Origin of the sequence: Microcoleus vaginatus PCC 9802 (assembly GCA_022701275.1) — a bacterium.
Taxonomy (GTDB): domain Bacteria; phylum Cyanobacteriota; class Cyanobacteriia; order Cyanobacteriales; family Microcoleaceae; genus Microcoleus; species Microcoleus vaginatus_A.
This window is the reverse complement of the sequence record CP031740.1, coordinates 2,947,591-2,968,109: the sequence shown is the minus strand read 5'-3', so window position 1 is coordinate 2,968,109 and position 20,519 is coordinate 2,947,591. Positions and strand designations below refer to the sequence as shown.

General features: G+C 46.0%; 19 protein-coding genes. 13 read left to right on the top strand and 6 right to left on the bottom strand.

What is annotated here, in order from left to right; all coding sequences use genetic code 11:
• Positions 1-432 precede the first annotated feature (432 nt).
• The 3 genes from D0A34_11975 (at position 433) to D0A34_11965 (ending at position 3,799) form a co-directional block, all read left to right on the top strand.
• Complete coding sequence (locus D0A34_11975; GenBank protein ID UNU19491.1) at positions 433-1,416, top strand: calcium-binding protein; 984 nt, start codon at positions 433-435, stop codon at positions 1,414-1,416.
• A gap of 140 nt (positions 1,417-1,556) precedes the next feature.
• On the top strand, positions 1,557-2,606 hold the full coding sequence (locus tag D0A34_11970) for a calcium-binding protein (GenBank protein ID UNU19490.1): 1,050 nt from the start codon (positions 1,557-1,559) through the stop codon (positions 2,604-2,606).
• A gap of 119 nt (positions 2,607-2,725) precedes the next feature.
• Positions 2,726-3,799 carry a calcium-binding protein gene (locus D0A34_11965; GenBank protein ID UNU22263.1) on the top strand — a complete coding sequence of 358 codons (1,074 nt, stop codon included), beginning with the start codon at positions 2,726-2,728 and terminating at the stop codon, positions 3,797-3,799.
• Here D0A34_11965 and D0A34_11960 read toward each other — a convergent pair.
• On the bottom strand, positions 3,788-4,018 hold the full coding sequence (locus D0A34_11960; GenBank protein UNU19489.1) for a hypothetical protein: 231 nt from the start codon (positions 4,016-4,018) through the stop codon (positions 3,788-3,790). The genes D0A34_11965 and D0A34_11960 overlap by 12 nt on opposite strands.
• A gap of 103 nt (positions 4,019-4,121) precedes the next feature.
• Here D0A34_11960 and D0A34_11955 point away from each other — a divergent pair, with 103 nt between their 5' ends.
• Positions 4,122-5,108 carry a calcium-binding protein gene (locus D0A34_11955; GenBank protein UNU19488.1) on the top strand — a complete coding sequence of 329 codons (987 nt, stop codon included), beginning with the start codon at positions 4,122-4,124 and terminating at the stop codon, positions 5,106-5,108.
• Here the strand turns inward: D0A34_11955 and D0A34_11950 are convergent.
• Positions 5,090-5,317 carry a hypothetical protein gene (locus D0A34_11950; protein UNU19487.1) on the bottom strand — a complete coding sequence of 76 codons (228 nt, stop codon included), beginning with the start codon at positions 5,315-5,317 and terminating at the stop codon, positions 5,090-5,092. The genes D0A34_11955 and D0A34_11950 overlap by 19 nt on opposite strands.
• A 74-nt stretch (positions 5,318-5,391) precedes the next feature.
• Here D0A34_11950 and D0A34_11945 point away from each other — a divergent pair, with 74 nt between their 5' ends.
• Both D0A34_11945 and D0A34_11940 read left to right on the top strand, forming a co-directional pair.
• Positions 5,392-6,414, top strand: a complete 1,023-nt coding sequence (locus tag D0A34_11945; GenBank protein UNU19486.1) for a calcium-binding protein — start codon at positions 5,392-5,394, stop codon at positions 6,412-6,414.
• A 207-nt stretch (positions 6,415-6,621) separates the two neighbouring features.
• Entirely contained in the window at positions 6,622-7,593 is a 972-nt protein-coding gene (locus D0A34_11940; GenBank protein UNU19485.1) for a calcium-binding protein, read from the top strand.
• A 106-nt stretch (positions 7,594-7,699) separates the two neighbouring features.
• Here the strand turns inward: D0A34_11940 and D0A34_11935 are convergent, their stop codons facing one another.
• A complete protein-coding gene (locus D0A34_11935) occupies positions 7,700-8,176 on the bottom strand; it encodes an ankyrin repeat domain-containing protein (protein UNU19484.1) in 477 nt (158 codons plus the stop codon).
• A gap of 36 nt (positions 8,177-8,212) precedes the next feature.
• Between D0A34_11935 and D0A34_11930 the strand changes: the two genes are divergently transcribed.
• Positions 8,213-9,493: a lipid-A-disaccharide synthase gene (locus D0A34_11930; protein ID UNU19483.1), complete on the top strand. Its 1,281-nt coding sequence runs from the start codon at positions 8,213-8,215 to the stop codon at positions 9,491-9,493.
• A gap of 132 nt (positions 9,494-9,625) precedes the next feature.
• Here the strand turns inward: D0A34_11930 and D0A34_11925 are convergent, their stop codons facing one another.
• A complete protein-coding gene (locus tag D0A34_11925) occupies positions 9,626-9,796 on the bottom strand; it encodes a YqaE/Pmp3 family membrane protein (protein UNU19482.1) in 171 nt (56 codons plus the stop codon).
• A gap of 39 nt (positions 9,797-9,835) precedes the next feature.
• On the bottom strand, positions 9,836-10,780 hold the full coding sequence (locus D0A34_11920) for a methyltransferase domain-containing protein (GenBank protein ID UNU19481.1): 945 nt from the start codon (positions 10,778-10,780) through the stop codon (positions 9,836-9,838).
• A 173-nt stretch (positions 10,781-10,953) separates the two neighbouring features.
• Here D0A34_11920 and D0A34_11915 point away from each other — a divergent pair, with 173 nt between their 5' ends.
• The 3 genes from D0A34_11915 (at position 10,954) to D0A34_11905 (ending at position 15,107) form a co-directional block, all read left to right on the top strand.
• A complete protein-coding gene (locus D0A34_11915) occupies positions 10,954-11,211 on the top strand; it encodes a hypothetical protein (GenBank protein UNU19480.1) in 258 nt (85 codons plus the stop codon).
• Between the two features lie 184 nt (positions 11,212-11,395).
• Entirely contained in the window at positions 11,396-12,466 is a 1,071-nt protein-coding gene (locus tag D0A34_11910) for an ATP-binding protein (protein ID UNU19479.1), read from the top strand.
• A gap of 79 nt (positions 12,467-12,545) precedes the next feature.
• The gene (locus D0A34_11905) at positions 12,546-15,107 is read left to right on the top strand and encodes a primosomal protein N' (protein UNU22262.1); all 2,562 of its coding nucleotides are present in this window, start codon (positions 12,546-12,548) and stop codon (positions 15,105-15,107) included.
• Positions 15,108-15,188: 81 nt separating this feature from the next.
• Here D0A34_11905 and gltD read toward each other — a convergent pair whose 3' ends face one another.
• Entirely contained in the window at positions 15,189-16,673 is a 1,485-nt protein-coding gene (gene gltD, locus D0A34_11900; protein ID UNU19478.1) for a glutamate synthase small subunit, read from the bottom strand.
• Between the two features lie 90 nt (positions 16,674-16,763).
• Here gltD and D0A34_11895 point away from each other — a divergent pair, with 90 nt between their 5' ends.
• From D0A34_11895 to D0A34_11885, 3 genes are all read left to right on the top strand, one after another.
• Complete coding sequence (locus tag D0A34_11895; GenBank protein ID UNU19477.1) at positions 16,764-16,946, top strand: hypothetical protein; 183 nt, start codon at positions 16,764-16,766, stop codon at positions 16,944-16,946.
• A 251-nt stretch (positions 16,947-17,197) separates the two neighbouring features.
• Positions 17,198-18,229, top strand: a complete 1,032-nt coding sequence (gene cysA, locus D0A34_11890; GenBank protein UNU19476.1) for a sulfate ABC transporter ATP-binding protein — start codon at positions 17,198-17,200, stop codon at positions 18,227-18,229.
• A 220-nt stretch (positions 18,230-18,449) separates the two neighbouring features.
• Positions 18,450-20,393 (top strand): histidine kinase, encoded by a 1,944-nt coding sequence (locus D0A34_11885; protein ID UNU19475.1) that lies wholly within the window; start codon positions 18,450-18,452, stop codon positions 20,391-20,393.
• Positions 20,394-20,519: the final 126 nt, after the last annotated feature.

Here is a 20,519-nt window from a genome sequence, read left to right as displayed (position 1 = left end):
CACATGACACAATTCGACAAATTTATGGCAACTTTTCGTTACATTTTTTTATAAATTCCTTGAGCAAATACTCCATATTTTGTTTACAAAAATTTACTTGACACAAGCGCAATTATGTGTAAAAGACTAATGAGTGGGATAAAAATAATTAAAAATTAACCAACGATTGAGAAAGAAATCCTGAAAAAAGTTTCAAGTTTTGTAGAATTGACCAAACTTGCGATCGAGCAATTAACTGAGGGGAAAAAGGCATAATTTCTGAAAGCAGAATGTAGCCTTCGGATAATTGCTGCGTCATCAAGATTGGTATTTTACCAGGAATTTAAAACCATTTCCTAACGTCTCTTTTGTCTAAATTCCTGATTGGCGATCGAGTTCATGGATAGCTAATTGCTATAGAATCTCAAACTCATCAAAACTTTAGGGGGAAACATGGCTAACTACGCAATTTTCGACGAACAATTCTACCTCGCCTCATATCCTTGGATCAAACCAGCCATTGACGCAGGAGTCATCTCATCTGGGAAAGAACACTTTGAAAAATTCGGGCGAGAAGGCGGTCTAACTAATGTATCGCGTTATTTTGACGAAAATGCTTACCTTGCTGGGAATCCAGACCTCGCACCTTTCGTCCGCACAGTCAACCCAAACGCGCCTTTTGCGACCGGCCTCGATCACTTTATCCAGTTCGGTTACGATGAAGGACAGCGCCGCACCCAAGTATCACCCGAATACAACGAAACCTTTTATTTAGCAAATAACTCTGAACTCCAACCGTTCATTCAGAACGGAACTTTCAAATCAGGGTTCCAGCATTTCGTTCAATTCGGGGCCAAAGAAGGTCGTTTCGGGACTTCATTTTTTGAACCGGAATACTTAAAAGAAAACCCCGACATCGTGCCGTTTGTCAACTCTGGAAACTTGAAAACAGGCCGGGAACACTTTTTCAATTTCGGGCAATTTGAGCCGGCCCGCGACGCGACTTTTGTCGGCACCCGTACCAACGATGTTTTAACTGGTGTTGGCGTGGGCGATGTCGAACTTGTGGGAGTGGAAGTAGGTATAGATCCCCAAGGCAACCGCCAGTATGAAAGCTTTGGCGCCAATGAATTCGATGTCTTGATTGGTGCTCCGGGAACCAATACATTCGTACTCGGAGTTCCTGCTACAGCCGGGAATGTCACCCCGACACCGCTGTATTTGGGTAACGGTCAAGCTACCATTCGCAACTTTGACATCGAAAGCGATTTTATCCAACTGCAAGGAACTTCTTTAAACGGCTACAGCCTGACTCCCATTGGCAACAATTTGTCAATCCAGCGTTTTGGAGATGTGCTGGGCGTGATTGAAGGAGGGGCGACCTTGGGTTTGACTTTCCAAGAATCTAACGGTAATGGTACTTTCTTGATTGGATAGTCATTGGTCATTGGTCATTAGTCATTAATCATTAGTCATTAGTCATTAGCTAATGCTGATGATTAATGATTTTTTATTGGTGGTGGGCGCTGGTTCTCTAAAAAAGTACGATCGCACTTTACATTCTTAAAAAAGCAACGATGAATTACGATATCTTTGACGAACAATACTACCTTTCGCAATATCCATGGCTGAAACCAGCCATTGATGCAGGAATCATCAAATCTGGAAGAGAACACTTTGAAAAATTCGGTCAAGCCGCCGGGCTCACAAAAATATCGCGGTATTTTGACGAAGATACATATCTAGCTCAAAATCAAGATATTGCACCCTTTGTTCGCACCGCCAACAACCAAAACCGACCCTTTGCTTCAGGTTTAGACCACTTTATCCAGTTTGGTTACGAAGAAAGCCGCACGCGAGTATCGCCTGACTACGACGAAGTTTTTTATTTTAAGCGCCACCCGGAGATAACTCCCTTCGTGCAGAACGGAATTTTTAAATCCGGCTTTCAACACTTTATCAAATTCGGAAAAACAGAAGGTAGGTACGGGACAAGTTTCTTTGAACCACGTTACTTGGGAGATAACCCAGATGTGGCGGCAGTTGTGGAGGCTGGAAGTTTAAAAACTGGTCGAGAACACTATCTAAAATTTGGGCAATTTGAGTCAAATCGATACGGATTTTTTACAGGAACCAACGGTAATGATATCGTCACGGGATTTACAGCGGGAAAAAATCAAATTCTCGGACTGCAAGTAGCTTTCGCCGGCCCCAATCCACCTTTTGGCATTAATAAGAATAAGTATGACGCTTTGAACTCGGATGACATCACAAGAGAGCCTTTCCTGACTACCAATGAATTCGATACATTAATTGGCACTCCCGGCACTGATTACTTTGTCCTCGGAGATGCTGTTCCGAACAACCGACGTAGTTTTATCAGCCGGGTAGATTTCTATACGGGCAGCGGCGAGGCAAGGATTGTCAACTTTGAAAAAGGAAAAGATTTTATTCAGTTGGTGGAAAACTTTAATGAACTGAGTATATTTCCATCAGGGGTAGACTTATTAATTCAAAAATCGGGAGATACACTTGCCACAATTCAGGGCGGATCAAATCTAACTCTGCAACCGATTGGGATAATAAATCCGTTTAGTCCTCCAGTCGGTCTCACTTTCCTGGGCTAGAAAGCATAGAGCTTAAGTGCGATAGAACTGTTGGAAAAAGTCACCCGGTCAGGTAATTGTATCAGTTCGGGATGATTGATAAAATGCACAAACAGCTCATTAAAGCCGCCGCAAAAAATATGGCTAGTTACGCAATTTTTGACGAAAAATACTACCTTGCTCAATATCCTTGGGTCAAACCCGCCATTGATGCAGGAGTTATCAAATCTGGAAGAGAACACTTTGAAAAATTCGGTCAAGCCGGCGGCTTAACCAAAGTATCCCGGTATTTTGACGAAGCTACTTACCTTGCAGGCAACCCAGATATCGCTGCCTTAGTCCGCACCCCCAACAACCCAAGTGCACCTTTTGCGACGGGCATAGACCACTTTATCCAATACGGTTACGAAGAAGGTCGCACTCGCGTATCTGCTGAGTATGACGAAGCGTTTTATGTAGCAAATAACCGACAGTTGCAGCCGTTTATTCAGAATGGAACTTTTAAAAACGGCTACCAGCATTTCATTGAATTCGGCATCAGAGACGGTCAGTTTGGGACTTCATTTTTTGAAACAGAATACTTACAAAGAAACCCCGATCTTCGACCGTTTGTGGAATCTGGAGCCTTGAAAACCGGTCGAGAACACTACTTCAAGTTCGGAAGTTCCGATCCAAGCCGCTCTGCGACTTTTATCGGAACTTCGGGGAATGACATCATTACTGGTGCCGGCGTGGGAAATACCGAATTAATTGGAGTTGAAGTAGGTTATGTTACAAACAGTGATGGCTTTTCCATCCCCGGTCGAAATTATGAAAGTGATGGTAGTAATGAATTCGATACTCTCACTGGCGGTAGCGGCAACGATCGATTCATGCTCGGAGACGTTTTAGTAGGCAGCGGTGGTAAGGGATACAGTTCCCCAACAAAGTTATATATCGGACCGGGTTTTGCTACAATTCGGAACTTTACCCAAGGTCAGGATAGCATTCAGCTAGCATCAAACAATATCCAACCTTCTTTAGATCAATTCTTGATATTTCCCATCAACAACAATCGAGATTTAGCTATCCAAACGAAGGGCTTGTTCGTCTTGCGTCCAGATGGAGGTTCGGGAATTAGTAGCTTTGACACGATCGCTGTTATTGAAGGCGGCGGAAATCTCAAGTTGAATCTATTAGCAGAAACTAGAGCTAATCTACCTTTACTTGGCTAGAAATCTCGAAGCTATTGGGAATTTGCCTGATTGCTGCTGGGGAGTGCGATCGCACATTCGCAAAAAGGGCGATCGCACTGTTGTGTTTGCCATAAAAATAATAAAACAGGCTTGACAATAATTACAGCAGGCTCCATCTTGCTCAAGTAAACCTCGAAAACCCCGAAGGGCGCGCACTGTTGGCACCGCCCCTACAACAACCAATTTTTTGTGCTTCATTTACCTAAAAAGTGCTGTAACTTGGGATACTGAGTTAGTAGAATTAGTAATAGTGGGTCAAGTTTAATCGACAAGTAAGCAGACTAAGCTTGGAGCAAAACTTATGACAAATTATGACATTTTTGACGAGCCATACTACCTGGCGCAATATCCTTGGGTGAAACCTGCTATTGATGCAGGAATTATAAAATCCGGCAGAGAACACTTTGAAAAGTTCGGTCAAGCCGGCGGCCTGACCAAAGTATCGCGTTACTTTGACGAAGAAACCTATCTAGCTCAAAATCCAGAGATTGCTCGCTTGGTTCGCACCCCAAACAATCCAAATGCGCCTTTTGCGTCTGGTTTAGACCAATTTATTCAGTTTGGCTACGAACAGGGTCGCACCCGCGTGTCACCTGAATACAACGAAGAGTTTTATTTGGCAAATAACTCAGAGTTGCGATCGTTCGTTCAGGACGGAACTTTCAAATCAGGCTACCAGCATTTCATTCAATTCGGACTCAAAGACGGTCGTTTTGGGACTTCATTTTTTGAACCGGAATACTTAAAAGAAAACCCCGACATTGTGCCGTTTGTCAACTCTGGAGCCTTGAAAACCGGTCGGGAACACTACTTCAATTTCGGAAAAAACGAGCCAAACCGATCCGCTACTTTTGTCGGAACTTCCGGCAATGACATCCTCACAGGCGTTGGTGTGGGGAATAACGAACTGATTGGAGTGGAAGTAGGTATCGATCCCCAAGGCAATCGGCAGTATGAAAGCTTGGGATTTTATGAATCTGATGTCCTGATTGGCGGCCCTGGGAGAGATACATTCGTACTCGGAGTTCCTGCTACCTCCGGTAATCCCACATCCCGTCAACTCTATGCGGCTGCCCCCGGTATAGTTAGAATTCGGAACTTTGATGAAGACTTGGACAAGATCCAGTTGGCAGGAAGTCCCGATATCTACACAACACTTTCGGATGTTAACGAGCTCATAATCCTCAGCCCAAGATATGAAACAATTGGTATTATTGAGGGACCAAATTTATCTTGGTCTACAACTCAGCCAAAGGAAGACGGCACTTTCTACCTATTCCTTAAATAACCGGAACCTCGGTTATCTCTTTCTCGGTTAACATGGTAGGGTGCGTTAATAACGCACCCTACTGAACTCAGATTATAGCAGTTGCCAAATTGCGGTCGATAGCGATCGAGTTGTTCTTCTGCTGGCTCAGCTTTTGCTTCGGCTGTCAAATACCGAGAACCGTGTTCATCGTGCCAGTATCGAACAGTACCCTGACAGAAAGTTGACAACTTTATTAATTAATTGTACGCTTCAGAAACCAGGTTTCTAAATATCAAAATCATTAAATCCGTAGTATAAAAACATGGCTAACTACGCAATTTTTGACGAGCCATACTACCTTGCTCAATATCCTTGGGTCAAACCCGCCATTGATGCAGGAGTTATCCAATCTGGAAGAGAACACTTTGAAAAGTTCGGTCAAGCCGGCGGCCTGACCCAAGTATCGCGTTACTTTGACGAAGAAACCTATCTATCTCAAAATCCAGATATTGCTCCCTTTGTTCGCACGCCAAACAATCCAAACGCGCCTTTTGCGTCTGGTTTAGACCAATTTATTCAGTTTGGCTACGAAGAAGGCCGCACCCGCGTATCGCCTGAGTACAACGAAGATTTTTATTTAGCAAATAACCGAGAACTGCTACCACTTGTTCAGAACGGAACTTTCAAAAATGGCTACCAGCACTTCATCAAATTCGGAAATAAAGAGGGCAGATTTGCGACTTCTTTTAGGGAACCGAGATACTTAATCGACAACCCCGACATCGCGCCGTTTGTCAACTCAGGAGCCTTGAAAACTGGTCGAGAACATTATTTCAAATTTGGGCAATTTGAGCAGAGGCGCTCCGCTACTTTTGTGGGAAGCCCCGGCAATGATATCCTCACAGGCGTTGGTGTGGGGAATGTCAGATTAATTGGAGTTGAAGTAGGCTACGGGGCGACTGAAAGTGACGGCAGCAACGAATTCGATACTCTGATTGGCGGTACGGGTCGCGATACATTCGTGTTGGGGGAAACTTTACTAGGCCCTAAAGTGAGTATTGTTGGAACTAAAACTTTCTACATTGGGCAGGGTTTTGCTACTATTCGGAACTTTACCCAAGGTCAGGATAGAATCGAACTCAGTGGGTCTTCTTTAGATCGCTACATTCTGGTTCCCACCAACAATAATCGAGATTTAGCAATCCAAACGAACGGCTTGCCCTTGGATCAAAATGGAGTTAGCCAAACCAGCCGCGGTGACACGATCGCTGTGATTGAAGGTGGCGGAAATCTCAAATTGAATCTATTACCAGAATCTCGTTTTTTGGCACCTTTACTTGGATAGAAATCTCGAAGATATTCGGGATTTGCCTGATTGCTGATGTCGGTACGATCGCACATTCGGAAAAAGGGCGATCGCACTTTTGTGTTTGCCCTGAAAATAGTAAAACAGGCTTAACAATAATTAACTTGACATACTTAGTTAGTAAAGTTAGTAATAGTGGGTCAAGTTTAATCGACAAGTAAGCAGACTAAGCTTGGAGCCAAAATTATGACTAATTATGACATTTTTGACGAACCATACTACCTGGCGCAATATCCTTGGGTGAAACCGGCTATTGATGCAGGAGTTATCAAATCTGGAAGAGAACACTTTGAAAAGTTCGGTCAAGCCGGCGGCCTGACCCAAGTATCGCGTTACTTTGACGAAGAAACCTATCTCTCTCTAAATCCAGATATTACTCCCCTGGTTCGCACGCCAAACAATCCAAACGCGCCTTTTGCGTCGGGCCTCGATCACTTTATTCAGTTTGGCTACGAAGAAGGCCGCACCCGCGTGTCGCCTGAGTACGACGAAGATTTTTATTTAGCAAATTACCCACTTGTTCAGAACGGAACTTTCAAAAATGGCTATCAGCGCTTCATCAAAAGCGGAAGTAATGAATTTGCGACTTCTTTTTGGGAACCGAAATACTTAATCGACAACCGCGACATCGCGCCGTTTGTCAACTCAGGAGCCTTGAAAACTGGTCGAGAACATTATTTCAAATTTGGGCAATTTGAGCAGGGGCGCTCCGCTACTTTTGTCGGAAGCCCCGGCAATGATATCCTCACAGGCGTTGGTGTAGGGAATGTCGAATTAATTGGAGTTGCTGTAAACCCCTTTAACAGCTACCCACTGACTCAAAGTGACGGCAGCAACGAATTCGATACTCTGATTGGCGGTACCGGTCGCGATACATTCGTGTTCGGGGAAGCTTTACTAAGCCGTAGACAGAATCTTCTTGGAACTAAAACTTACTACATTGGGCAGGGTTTTGCTACTATTCGGAATTTTACCCAAGGTCAGGATAGAATCGAACTCAGTGGGTCTTTAAATGGCTTCATGCTGGTTCCCACCAACAATAATCGAGATTTAGCAATCCAAAGGAGCGGTGACACGATCGCAGTTATTGAAGGTGGCGGAAATCTCAAGTTGAATCAATTACCCGAATCCTCTTATCCGACACTTTTAATTGGATAGAATTCTCGCAGCTATTCGGGATGTGCCTGATTGCTGCTGGGGAGTGCGATAATTAATTGTACGCTCCAGAAACCGGATTTATCGAATAAACCCGGTTGCTAAGTCTTTAATGGCGATCGCGCGCTAGCTTCAAAACCTCAACAGTATCTTTGTGACCCTCCGAAGACGCCCAAATTAACGCAGTCCAAGTATTATTATCCTTAGCTTTGATATCAGCTCCTTTATCGATTAAAAATTCCACAACTTGAGTGCGCCCGCTGCCTGCAGCACTCATCAAAGCCGTCAAACCAAAATTAGTTTTAGCATTCACATCCGCCCCCGCCTCCAGCAAAAGCTGTACAATCTCGCTATGTCCGGCCGCAGCGGCACTCATTAACGGCGTCCACCCGTCATTGTCGTGACTGTGGACATCCGCACCAGCCGCCAGCAATTTGTTGATGATCGCCGAATTGCCAGCCTCAGCCGCAGCCGTCAAAGCCGTCGCGCCTTCATCATCTTTGACATTGATATCTGCACGCTGTTCGATCGCACTTTCTACAGCCGCAACATCACCCGTCTTGACGGCATTAATTAAATCTGTCATAAAATCTCCGTTGCATCCTCTCAAATATTAAATCCTATGGCAGTAGATATTTTAATCCTCTCCAACGGCCCCGGAGAATTGGCAACTTGGGTGCGTCCCGCCGTGCAAGCTTTGCGCGAGCAATTGGGAAACGCGGGCACTCAAGCGCGAATCTCTGTGGTGCTGTCCCCCTGTCCGCACGCCACCGGGAAAGAAGCAGAAATAGCCTGTTCCTACCCTGAAGTGGACAGGGTGCAGGCGCCGGAGCATTTTTTTCCATTCCTATTATCTGGCAAAACTGCTGAAAATTGGGATTGGCACGAAACAGGAGTTGTTTTATTTTTAGGCGGCGATCAATTTTTTACGGTTGTTATTGGCAAAAGGCTCAAATATCGCACTGTTATTTATGCTGAATGGGACGCGCGGTGGTATCGCTGGATTGATAAATTTGCGGCGATGAAACCAGAAGTTTTTGCTAAAATTCCCGAAAAATATGCTAAAAAATTTACAGTTGTCGGAGATTTGATTTCCGAAGTAGCGAACGGGAAATCGGGCAGGGCGGGCACGGGGGCACCGCCCCTACGGAAAATAGAATTAATTGGATTGTTGCCCGGTTCTAAAGCCGCCAAATTAGCTTTAGGTGTACCGTTATGTTTGTCGATCGCCCAATCCATCCACCGCATCCGCCCTGAAACTCGCTTTGTAATTCCCGTTGCTCCTACCATAGATGTGCAAACTCTAGCACGTTTTGCCGACCCTGAACAAAATCCTTGCCTGCATTTATTTGAGAATGCTAGCGCCGAACTTCAGTTAACAGAACGGCCGTTTTTGCAGACAGCAAATAACTTGCAAGTAGAACTTTGGACGCAGACACCCGCCTACGATTTGCTATCAGAATGCAGCTTATGTTTAACTACTGTGGGAGCGAATACTGCCGAATTGGGTTCGTTAGCCGTACCGATGATTGTTTTGATTCCGACGCAGCAATTGGATGCGATGAAAGCTTGGGATGGTTTGCCGGGATTGCTGGCAAATTTGCCGTTAGTCGGTTCAGCTTTTGCGACTGCGATTAATTGGCTAATCTGGCAATTGGGAAAGGGAAAGCTTTATGCTTGGCCGAATATTTGGGCACAGGAAGAGATTGTGCCGGAGTTAATTGGGAAGCTGGAACCCGATGCTGTGGCTCAATTGGCGATCGACTATTTGAGCCATCCTGATAAATTAGCACAAATGGGCGATCGTTTGCGTGCGGTTCGAGGACAATCAGGGGCGGCGAAAAAAATTGCTGAATTAGTTTGTGAAGAAATTGAGGTGCAATCTAATTGTCATGAGAATTAGATTTTTTTATTTTTAACCGCAGAGGAACGCGGATGAACGCAGATTTAATCCAGCTTAAGTGGTGAAAACAGGCAAAAGAAAGTTTATTTTCTCTTGCCTGTTTATTATCCCACAACTCGATTTGCTTTCAAGTTAAGCTCCATCGTGCTTGGCAATTATCCAAATGGCGTGGATCATACCCGGAAACCAGAAAAAACAGGTTAGAACCAGGTTGATCCAAAAATCAGTCCCGAGGCCTACAGTCAAAAATACGCCCAGAGGGGGAATAAAAATTGCAGCGACTATGCGGATTAAATTGCCCATCTCAGTTACTCCAAACGAGTTTTCTCTTTCAATTTAACTTCACTGACTGACAGAGCCTTTCCCGAAAAATTTAGGCGGTGCTGCCATAGTGTAAACTTCGGTTTCAGCCGCGATTACCTGCCGCAAGTGACCGGGAACTTGCATCAACCCCAACAGTGTAATTCCGTCGAGCATCCGCAACCCGCCAGTTGTTTGCTCGGCGAGTAATTTGTCAGTAGCTTCGGGATCGGGTCGCGTATTTATTTCTTGATTAGAAGCTACGGCAAAACCCCAAGGAGCTCCATAAGTAGAAATAAAGCTGGTGCAGGATTGAACATTGGAAAAAACAGATTTAAGGGTATTTACAATGCGAGCGTGCATTTTCATTTCGGCAGGAGAAACTGGCCCGGCTTGCACTACGAAATATCCGTTAGGTGACATTACGCTGCGAACTTTCTCAAAATACTCCTTGGTAAACAACTGGAAAGATGGGCCTTCTTCAATGGGATCGGACAAGTCAGAAATGACAATATCCCAATCATTGTCAGTTTTATCTAAATAGTCCAAAGCATCGCCGATTACTACTTCGCAGCGGGGGTCATCAAAGGCATTTTGGTGCATTTCGGGCAGGTGTTCGCGGCAAGCTTCTACTACTTCGCCGTCAATGTCGATCATCACGACTTTTTCAACTGTTTTCCAGCGCAGCACTTCTCTAATTGTAGCTCCTTCTCCGCCGCCGAGAACGAGGACTTTTTTGGGTGAACCGTGACAAATCATGGCTGGGTGTACCAGGGGTTCGTGGTACAGAAACTCGTCGCCTGTACAAGATTGCCACTTACCGTCTAAAACTAAGCCTTTGCCGTAAGTACCGGTCTGAACGACATACATTTCTTGATAGGCTGTTTTCTTGTAAGCGAGCACCGCGATGACGCCGTGAACGTAAATATCCCAAGGGGTAATGTACTCGCTCATCCAAAAATCGGCACGAACTTCGCTACCTGACATCAATTACTCTCCAAATATAAACTGCTGTGTCGATGTTGTCACAAGTAGTAGTTATTAGCACAAAATGGTGCGGGTGTGTGAGTACGATCAACACATTAAAGTGAGATTTCTCAGCAATGCTATAGTGTGATTGCGTTCTGGGAGAGAACAATGAGCTTGTTACTTGAGATTGCTTGTGGGCGATCGCGCGCCCAGTCGATCGCACTTTTCCCGTCGCCCACGAGTCGATCGCACTCACATTTAATATTTTCGCTTTGCATTGCCGACGGGTTTTGTACAAAGGTTGTCTGAATCGGGCAATTTTTTGCGCTGGGCCCGCCTTTGTAAGTTTGCGATCGCCCTGCTTATTTATCAAGAATCGCATGAAAACCCTGCAAATGCGAGAGCGCGAAATAAAAGTAGCGATCGGTTTTACCGAGATTTGTTATTAATATGTTGACATTTTGAATGTATATTAGATAAGATTTTTAGATCGAGCCAACTAAAGGAAGTGTTGAATTTTCCGGACAAAATTGCCGAGGCGATGGGCGCGGAGATTCTAACTAGGTAAAGGGTGCAATTAAATTTATTAATAAAACTGTTCAGACACTATTTTTAGGTTCAAAATAATAGCCGATGGAACCAACCGACTGGGAAAACCGAATCAAAGAGCTGGAAAAGGAAAATCGAATCCTGCGGAAAAAACTCGAAACTTCGGAAAGCGAACGCAACCAATTAGAAGCCCTTAATCAAAAAAAAGAATCTTTGCTAAAAATAGTTACTGAGGAATTTAGAGATTACGAAAATATTTTAAAAGCCAGAATGTCTACCCTAGAAAAAGCTCTGGAAAACCAACAAACAATGCAGCTCAAATTGATCGAAGCCGAAAAGATGTCGGCTTTGGGGATTTTGGTAGCTGGTATCGCCCACGAAATCAACAATCCCGTCAACTTCATCTACGGCAATATTACCTATGTCAATGATTACGCTGGCGACATTTTAAAATTGCTCGCAATGTACCAGGATCGCTATCCCGAAACAGATGCAGAGATTGAAGCTTTTATTGACAAAATTGACCTCAACTTTCTGCGCGAAGATTTGTTGAAAACTCTTTCGTCCATGAAAGTGGGCTCCGAGCGCATCCGTGAAATTGTGCTGACTTTACGCAACTTTGCGCGGGTAGATGAAGCAGAAAAGAAACCAGTTAATATTCACGAAGGAATTGACAGCACATTGTTAATTTTGCAAAATTTAACTAAAGAAAAACCCGGTCATACGGCTATAAAAATTGTTAAAAATTATGGACAATTGCCGAAAGTTGAATGTTATGCGGGGCAATTAAACCAGGTATTTATGAACATCATTAATAATGCTGTTGATGCCGTGCGGGAGCGAGAGCAAAAGCTTTCCATAGGCGAAATAGAAGCCAACCCCAGCCAGATTGTAATTACTACTTCTATTATTTCCGAAAATTGGACGAGAATTAGCATCAAAGATAATGGTTTGGGAATGAATGAAGCTGTAAAAGGGAAAATTTTCAATCCGTTTTTCACCACAAAACCAGTCGGTCACGGGACGGGCTTGGGACTGTCAATTAGCTATCAAATTGTTGTGGACAAACACGGCGGGAGGTTGGAGTGCATATCCGCAATGGGAGAAGGCACTGAATTCGTGATCGAGATTCCGATCGCCAATTCCCGCAGCTAAGATCGATCGATCGAGCTAAACTGAGGGATAATGAAAACTCCCTTTGACCGCGGCTCCTCCTAGTTTGATGTGCAACCCTATGTCTACTGTCACTTTTGGTTTGTCAACCCCTATAGCGGCAGAGCCCGGGGCATCCTACGGCAGCAGCGAACCGCCACAGCGCCCCACAGTGCGGGCAGAGTGGATCGAGGTATTGGTGAACCCTCCTTTCAGGGTGGCGGGGGACTCCCCTGGGGAGGAAAATAAGTTATTTACCTATCGCTTGCCTGCGGAACTTAGCGTGCAACCAGGGGATATTTTGAGTGTACCCTTTGACAGTCAACTGTTAGGCGGGATCGCGATTCGGTTCATTTCTCAACTGCCACCCGACTTAGATCCGGCGCGGGTTAAAGATGTCGAAGATGTTGTCTGTACGGGCTTTTTCCCGCCTACTTACTCGGAATTGCTCGATCGTACTGCCACCTATTATTGCACACCTTTAATTCAAGTAATTAGAGCCTCGCTGCCGCCCGGTTTGTTAAGGCGTGCCGTGCGCCGAATTCGCTTAATTAAGGACGCTATTTCTCCGAATGCCGAAACATTTCTCAATCCCGCAGCAAATCAAATTTTACAATTGCTGCAAGCTCAAAAACACGGCGATTACACTTGGCAATACCTCCAGCGACAAGTCAAGGGAAGTTATCGGGGATTGAAAGATTTATTGAAACGCGGTTGGGTAGAAAGTTATTTAGAACCTCCCCATCCTCCCAAACCACAACTCAAACCTGCAGTGACATTAATTGCTAGTGCATTTGTCACAGATTTAACCAAGCGGCAACAAGAAGTATTGGAAGTTTTGAGGCGCGGTGGCGGTGAAATGTGGCTGAATGATTTACTGAGGATTTGCAGCGCGAGTCCTTCGGTTGTCAAAAAAATAGAAGAAAAAGGCTGTGTTGTTATCGATCAAAGGGAAGTGCTCAGGGGCGATCGCGGAATTTCTCAATTGCCCGATGCACCGAAAACTTTAACTCATTTTCAAGCTCAAGCCTTAGCGTTTATTAACTCTTTTTCGGGATTCCGTCAAGTGCTGCTGCACGGCGTTACAGGTTCCGGGAAAACCGAAGTGTATTTGCAGGCGATCGCCCCAATCTTAGCCAGCGGCAAATCTGCCCTCGTACTCGTTCCCGAAATAGGCCTGACACCGCAACTTACCGATCGATTCCGCGCCCGTTTTGGCGAGCAAATTTGCGTCTACCACAGCGCCCTATCCGATGGGGAACGTTACGATACATGGCGTCAAATGCTGACTGGAACACCGCAAATTGTCATCGGCACGCGATCGGCCATTTTTGCGCCTTTACCTCACCTCGGCTTAATTATCCTCGATGAAGAACACGACAGCAGCTTCAAACAAGACCAACCAGCCCCCTGCTACCACGCCCGCACCGTTGCCAAATGGCGCGCCGAATTAGAAAATTGTCCCTTAATTTTAGGTTCCGCAACGCCAGCTTTAGAGACTTTTGTCGGGACGCGAAGAGATTATTACTCGTTACCCAATATCCATTATTTATCATTGCCCGATCGCATTTACTCGCGCCCGATGCCGCCTGTGGAAATAGTCGATATGCGCCAAGAATTGCGGCAAGGAAACCGCTCAATTTTCAGTGCTTCCCTGCAAAACGCCCTGGAACAATTGCGAGGAAGACAACAGCAAGGTATTCTATTTATTCACAGAAGAGGACACAGTACCTTTGTCTCTTGTCGAAGTTGCGGCTATGTGATGGAATGCCCGAACTGCGATGTTTCCCTGTCTTATCACCACGTCGGCGAAGGGACAGCAGAAATATTGCGCTGTCACTACTGCAACCACACGGAACGACACCCCCAAAACTGCCCGGAATGCAGTTCTCCTTACTTCAAAAACTTTGGTAGTGGCACTCAGCGAGTCGAACAGGAATTAACGAGATTATTTCCCGAATTGCGGGCAATTCGGTTTGACAGCGATACGACTAGAAATAAGGGCGATCACCGCCGATTGTTAACGCAATTTGCCAATGGGGAAGCTGACATTTTGTTGGGTACGCAAATGCTGACGAAAGGGTTAGATGTAGCTGGAGTCACATTGGTGGGAGTTGTGTCTGCTGACGGGTTGCTAAACTTCTCCGATTATCGGGCCAGCGAACGAGCTTTTCAAACATTAACTCAAGTCGCCGGCCGTGCGGGCAGAGGCGACGATCCGGGGCGGGTAATTATTCAAACTTACACTCCCGAACACCGGGTAATTCAAGCAGTTAGGCGCCACGAATATGCAGATTTTGTGGAAACCGAATTAGCAGAAAGAGCGGCCCTGAATTATCCACCTTCGGGGCGGCTGATTTTGTTGCGGTTGAGCAGTGTAGATGCGGCGGAAGTGGCGGTGACGGCGGTACAATTGGCGTCGGTTTGTCAGGAGTATATTGAGCGATTGTCTGTACCGGGGTGTGAGTTGTTGGGGCCTGCACCTGCGGCGATTATGCGGGTGGCAAATCGGTATCGGTGGCAGATTTTGCTGAAGTTGCCTTTGGATGAGTCGGTGGATGTGTCGGATTTGATCGGATTGCGCGATCGCACGCCGCGTTCTGTTAGTTTAACTATTGATGTCGATCCGTTGAATTTTGGTTGAGGGTTATTGGTTGGGTGGGGCGGGTTTTACCAACCATTTATGTTAGAAACCAACAATCTAATAAACCCGCCCCCGCTTGGGCTAAGGCAAATCCGTGCTCCCCATCAGATAAAGGTCGCACTCCCGGGCCACGCCCCGCCCTTCATTAATCGCCCAAACCACCAAACTTTGTCCCCGGCGACAGTCCCCAGCCGCGAAAACTCCTGGAATGCTGGTTGTATATTTTTCGTGCTCGGCTTTCACATTGCTGCGCGCGTCCCGTTCCAATCCCAGCGCATCCAGCAAGGGCTGTTCCGGGCCGAGGAAGCCCATCGCTAGCAAGACAAGCTGTGCCGGCAACACTTTTTCCGTGCCCGGGATGTGATTCGGAATAAACTGCCCTTTCTCGTTTTTCGCCCACTCCACCTCAACGGTGTGCACGGCTTTGACGTTGCCGTTTTCGTCGCCCTCGAACTTTGTCGCCGTGGTGAGATAGCCGCGGGGGTCGTCGCCAAATTTGGCGGCAGCTTCTTCTTGGCCGTAGTCGAGACGGTAGACTTTTGGCCATTCGGGCCAGGGATTGTTGGCGGCGCGTTCTGAAGGCGGTTTGGGTAGAATTTCAAGCTGTACCAGGCTTTTGCAGCCGTGGCGGATGGAGGTGCCCACGCAGTCGGTGCCGGTGTCGCCGCCGCCGATGATTACGATATCTTTGCCTTCGGCGGAGATGAAGTTATCGTTGGTGCTCTTGTCTAAAACTGCTTTGGTGTTGGCTGTCAGGAAGTCCATTGCGAAGTGGATGCCTTTTAATTCGCGGCCTTCTATCCCCAAGTCGCGGGGTTTGGTGGCGCCGGTACAGAGCACAACGGAGTCGTATTCTTTTAGCAGTTGTTCGGCAGGTAAGTCTTTGCCGACTTCGGTGTTGCAGACGAATGTCACACCTTCGTCTTCGAGGACTTTCAGGCGGCGCATTACGACTTGTTCTTTGTCTAGCTTCATGTTGGGGATGCCATACATTAGCAGGCCGCCCGGTCGATCGGCTCTTTCGTATACTGTTACCCAATGACCGGCTTTGTTGAGTTGCGCGGCGGCGGACAAACCGGCGGGCCCGGAACCGATGACGGCGATTTTTTTGCCGGTGCGTTTGGCGGGTGGTTCGGCAGTAACCCAGCCTTCATCCCAGCCTTTATCGATAATTGCGGCTTCGATGTTTTTAATCGTGACCGGCGGGTTGGTGATGCCGAGCACGCAAGCGCCTTCGCAGGGTGCGGGACAGACGCGGCCGGTGAATTCGGGGAAGTTGTTGGTTTTATGGAGTCTGTCTAGGGCTTCTTTCCAGAGTCCGCGATATACGAGGTCGTTCCATTCGGGGATGAGGTTGTATATCGGGCAGCCGCTTGCCATGCCGCTAATAATTGTGCCCGTGTGGCAAAACGGAATGCCGCAATCCATGCAGCGCGAGCCTTGGGTGCGGAGTTTGTCCTCCTCCATCGGTAGGTGAAATTCGTCCCAGTTGTGGACTCTCTCGACTGGTGAGAGTTCGGAGGGCAATTCGCGCAAGAATTCGATAAAGCCTGTTGGTTTTCCCATAGTGGTGTTCTGGTTAGAATTTACTATTCTGTCAGTTTCTCAAAGGTGAAGCTGGCGGGCTTCTGAATTAACTATTGTGATCTAAATTGTGTGCGATCGCAGCTCAGATTGAGCAATTCCTACCTGAAATCTTCAATATCGCCGGGAGTCGGGGAATTGTCGGCAGCCGTAAAATATACAGCGACAGCAAAGAAACCGGGTTTTTTACGCGGATTAAAGGTTTTAAAGGTTTTGATGCAGTATTTTCGTCCATCAAACCCGGTTTCTGCGTAATTTCACATTGCTTACTCTGGGACGATCGCATTTATCGCATTTACCGATACAGCCACATCTCGAAACGCTCACGGGTTAAGCCTTCCGACTCTTAGCCTCAACTTTGAAACGCAGTCCCCATCAGGAGGGCATCGAGATCCTATACAAAAAGTTACAGACCTTGCAAAATATTATTTTCAGGATATACTACTGTAAATCTGTCAGATAACTGGGGTTTAGCTCTGTAACTCCTAAAATAGGTAAATAAACTCATGAGTATTACAGTTCAGAACGTATCGAAACACTTTGGCTCCTTCCACGCCATTGACAACGTGAATTTGGAAATTAAAAGGGGTTCTTTAGTCGCGCTGTTAGGACCTTCCGGTTCCGGGAAATCGACTCTGCTGAGGATGATCGCGGGGCTAGAACCGCCAGACAGCGGTCACATTTACCTGATCGGTGAAGATGCTACTCATCAGTCGGTGCAGGAACGGCATATCGGTTTTGTGTTTCAGCACTACGCTTTGTTCAAACACATGAGTATTCGGAAAAATATTGCCTTTGCGATGGAAATTCGCAAAGTTCCTAAAGGCTCAATTAGCAGGCGGGTGGATGAACTTTTGGATTTAGTGCAGTTGACAGGTTTGGGCGATCGCTATCCTTCGCAACTTTCCGGGGGCCAGCGGCAGCGGGTTGCTTTGGCCAGAGCTCTAGCAGTTCAACCAAAAGTGCTGCTGCTAGACGAACCTTTTGGAGCATTAGATGCTAAAGTCCGCAAAGAATTGCGATCCTGGCTGCACAACCTTCACAAAGAAGTTAACATCACCACAGTTTTTGTGACTCACGACCAAGAAGAAGCTATGGAAGTAGCCGATGAAATTGTGGTAATGAACAAAGGTAGAGTCGAACAAGTTGGCACTCCTGCTGAAATTTACGACAAACCGGCATCAGCTTTTGTGATGAGTTTTATTGGGCCGGTCAATGTGCTGTCGAATGCTGCGGGTTTGTTCGCCAGCAACGGCACAACGGCTCGCAATAATGGAGCCGCTCATTCGGACGTAGTGTTTTTGCGCCCCCACGACGTGGAAATTAAAACTAAGCCGGAGTCTGGTTTTTCATTAGCAAAAGTCAGTCGCATCATTCATTTAGGGCGGGAAATACAAACCGAGTTAGTGTTAGAATCGCAGCAGGTAGTAACAGCTTACGTGAGTCGCGAGCGCTTCGATTCTCTACAGTTAACGCGAGATCAGCACGTTTACGTCAAGCCCAAACACGCGATGACTTTCCCTGCTTATTCAATTTAAATCAGCAACTGCATCTTACTCAAAATACTATCCGGGCGCTTCTACAAAACACTGCTCCCACATCGTTACCAGGCTCGTGCCTGGTAATGCTGTCTCGTGGCTCCAAACCCGAGGCAGAGCCTCCTGAAATCCATTCCCAGGCAGAGCCTGAGAACGAGAAAAACGAGAAATCCCAGGCAGAGACTGGGGACGAGAACTAGAAAAAAGATAGGTGAAGAATATGACTGCTAACAAATTCAAGAATTTAGCAACTAGCACTTTACTTAGTTATCGCCGTTACCTCCAGGCAGGATTAACACTTTGTGCAGGATTGGGACTGTCTGCGATCGCCTCTTCAGTTGCGTACAATTGGGAATACAAATCCATGCAAGCCGAACTGCAAGACCGGCTGGACAAAATAGCTACCGACATTCAGAAAGATGTTAGCGGCAATTTAGAAATAATTCGTGCTGCTGGAGCATTTTACAGCGTATTTGACGGCGTTAAAAAACCAGAAATCAAGACATTTGTTGGTTCTGCCCTGTACCGGCATCCGAGCCTGAAGGCGATCGCTTGGCTGCCCCGTGTTTCTGACTCTCCGCAATTCCTGACTGATGAAATAGATTTAGGTTTAGATTTGACTGCCAATCGGCTAGCGTTAGAAAAAGCGGCCAAAAGACAAGAAATTATCGCGACTGACCGCCAAAAATGGTCTTCACAAAATCAACCAAGCGTCTTCGTTTTTCTGCCAATTTTTACTCAAATTTATGCTGGCGACACCGCAGAAGGGTCGCAAAAATTACCTGCTAGAAATCCAGAAAATTTGAAAGGTTTTGCTTTGGGAATTTTGCTTGTTGATGATATTGTTAAGTCAGCTTTACAGGAAACTCAACTCAACTTTGTTAATGTGTATCTTCAAGATGCTATGGCTCCTGAAGCAGAAAGATTTCTCGCTTTTTACGAAGCAAAGACTAAAAGAATCGTCACCGACGAAAAGATTAAAAATCAACTCCCAATTGGGGAAAGAGCTTACTGCCCGGATGGCAGCAGTTGCACCCGCATTCTCAATATTGAAAATCGCAGGTGGTTGCTGCAACTGCGCCTAACGCCAGAGTACATTAATCCTCTAAGATTTTGGCGTTCTTTGACTGTTTTAATTTTTGGGACAATCTTAACTTTGGCGGCGACACTTTATCTAATGAGCTTGTGGAATTATACTGCTCTAATTGAAAAAATAGCAGCAGAACGCACGGCTAAATCTCAAAGGCTAGAACAAACTTTGCAAGAGTTGCAGCAAACTCAAAGTCAACTGATTCAGCAGGAAAAAATGTCGAGTTTGGGTTTATTAGTCGCTGGTGTCGCCCACGAAGTGAACAATCCTATTAGTTTTATTTACGGCAATATCCACCACGCCAGCGCATATACTAGGGATTTGTTAGAGTTGGTAAAACTCTACCAAAAACAATATTTACACCCTCCATCGGAAATTTCCGAGTATTTAGAAAATATTGACTTTGACTTTCTCAGCAAAGATTTGCCGCAACTGCTGTCTTCGATGAAAATAGGAGCAGATCGCATTGTTCAAATCGTCCAATCTTTGCGGAATTTTTCTCGCTTAGATGAAAGCGAAATGAAACCTGTTAACATCCATGAAGGCATTGACAGCACTCTGCTAATTCTGCAAAGCCGCCTGAAAGCTACAGCCGATCGCCCGCCGATCGAGATTGTTAAAAACTACAGCAATTTACCTTTAGTAGAGTGCTATGTCGGACAATTAAATCAGGTGTTTATGAATATTCTGGCTAATGCGATCGACGCCCTTGAGAGTTACAACCTCGATCGCGGGCCCAAAGCAGCGAAAGCCAATCCGATCGCGATCGCCATAACCACAGAATATTCAAGTCCCGATAAAATAATTGTGCGGATATCTGACAACGGTCCCGGTATGGCAGAAAATGTCAAAAAACGGCTGTTCGACCCCTTCTTTACGACGAAACCAGTCGGAAAAGGGACAGGATTGGGACTGTCAATCAGCTATAAAATTATCGTAGAAAAGCACAAAGGTACGCTGCGCTGCGATTCGACACCGGGATTGGGGACGGAATTCTCGATCGAGATTCCGCTGCGGCAAGAAGTCAGACAAGCTGTACCGTTTGTTTCGCGGAAAATATCCGAGGCAGCTTAGAAAGGGCTGGGGAAGAAAAATTTTTTTCTCATTAACTACTGTAATTCGGTCGGATTATAGTATTATATGTAAGAATGCCGCAATCAATACTGCTTTATGCAGCTTAAACCATCGGCACTGCCGATA

What these genes read in the sequence shown, in the direction of transcription:
- D0A34_11975 (UNU19491.1), top strand. Translation starts at nt 433, where the DNA reads ATGGCTAACTACGCAATTTTCGACGAACAATTCTACCTCGCCTCATAT.
- D0A34_11970 (UNU19490.1), top strand. Translation starts at nt 1,557, where the DNA reads ATGAATTACGATATCTTTGACGAACAATACTACCTTTCGCAATATCCA.
- D0A34_11965 (UNU22263.1), top strand. Translation starts at nt 2,726, where the DNA reads ATGGCTAGTTACGCAATTTTTGACGAAAAATACTACCTTGCTCAATAT.
- D0A34_11960 (UNU19489.1), bottom strand. Translation starts at nt 4,018, where the DNA reads ATGAAGCACAAAAAATTGGTTGTTGTAGGGGCGGTGCCAACAGTGCGC.
- D0A34_11955 (UNU19488.1), top strand. Translation starts at nt 4,122, where the DNA reads ATGACAAATTATGACATTTTTGACGAGCCATACTACCTGGCGCAATAT.
- D0A34_11945 (UNU19486.1), top strand. Translation starts at nt 5,392, where the DNA reads ATGGCTAACTACGCAATTTTTGACGAGCCATACTACCTTGCTCAATAT.
- D0A34_11940 (UNU19485.1), top strand. Translation starts at nt 6,622, where the DNA reads ATGACTAATTATGACATTTTTGACGAACCATACTACCTGGCGCAATAT.
- D0A34_11935 (UNU19484.1), bottom strand. Translation starts at nt 8,176, where the DNA reads ATGACAGATTTAATTAATGCCGTCAAGACGGGTGATGTTGCGGCTGTA.
- D0A34_11930 (UNU19483.1), top strand. Translation starts at nt 8,213, where the DNA reads ATGGCAGTAGATATTTTAATCCTCTCCAACGGCCCCGGAGAATTGGCA.
- D0A34_11925 (UNU19482.1), bottom strand. Translation starts at nt 9,796, where the DNA reads ATGGGCAATTTAATCCGCATAGTCGCTGCAATTTTTATTCCCCCTCTG.
- D0A34_11920 (UNU19481.1), bottom strand. Translation starts at nt 10,780, where the DNA reads ATGTCAGGTAGCGAAGTTCGTGCCGATTTTTGGATGAGCGAGTACATT.
- D0A34_11910 (UNU19479.1), top strand. Translation starts at nt 11,396, where the DNA reads ATGGAACCAACCGACTGGGAAAACCGAATCAAAGAGCTGGAAAAGGAA.
- D0A34_11905 (UNU22262.1), top strand. Translation starts at nt 12,546, where the DNA reads ATGTCTACTGTCACTTTTGGTTTGTCAACCCCTATAGCGGCAGAGCCC.
- gltD (UNU19478.1), bottom strand. Translation starts at nt 16,673, where the DNA reads ATGGGAAAACCAACAGGCTTTATCGAATTCTTGCGCGAATTGCCCTCC.
- cysA (UNU19476.1), top strand. Translation starts at nt 17,198, where the DNA reads ATGAGTATTACAGTTCAGAACGTATCGAAACACTTTGGCTCCTTCCAC.
- D0A34_11885 (UNU19475.1), top strand. Translation starts at nt 18,450, where the DNA reads ATGACTGCTAACAAATTCAAGAATTTAGCAACTAGCACTTTACTTAGT.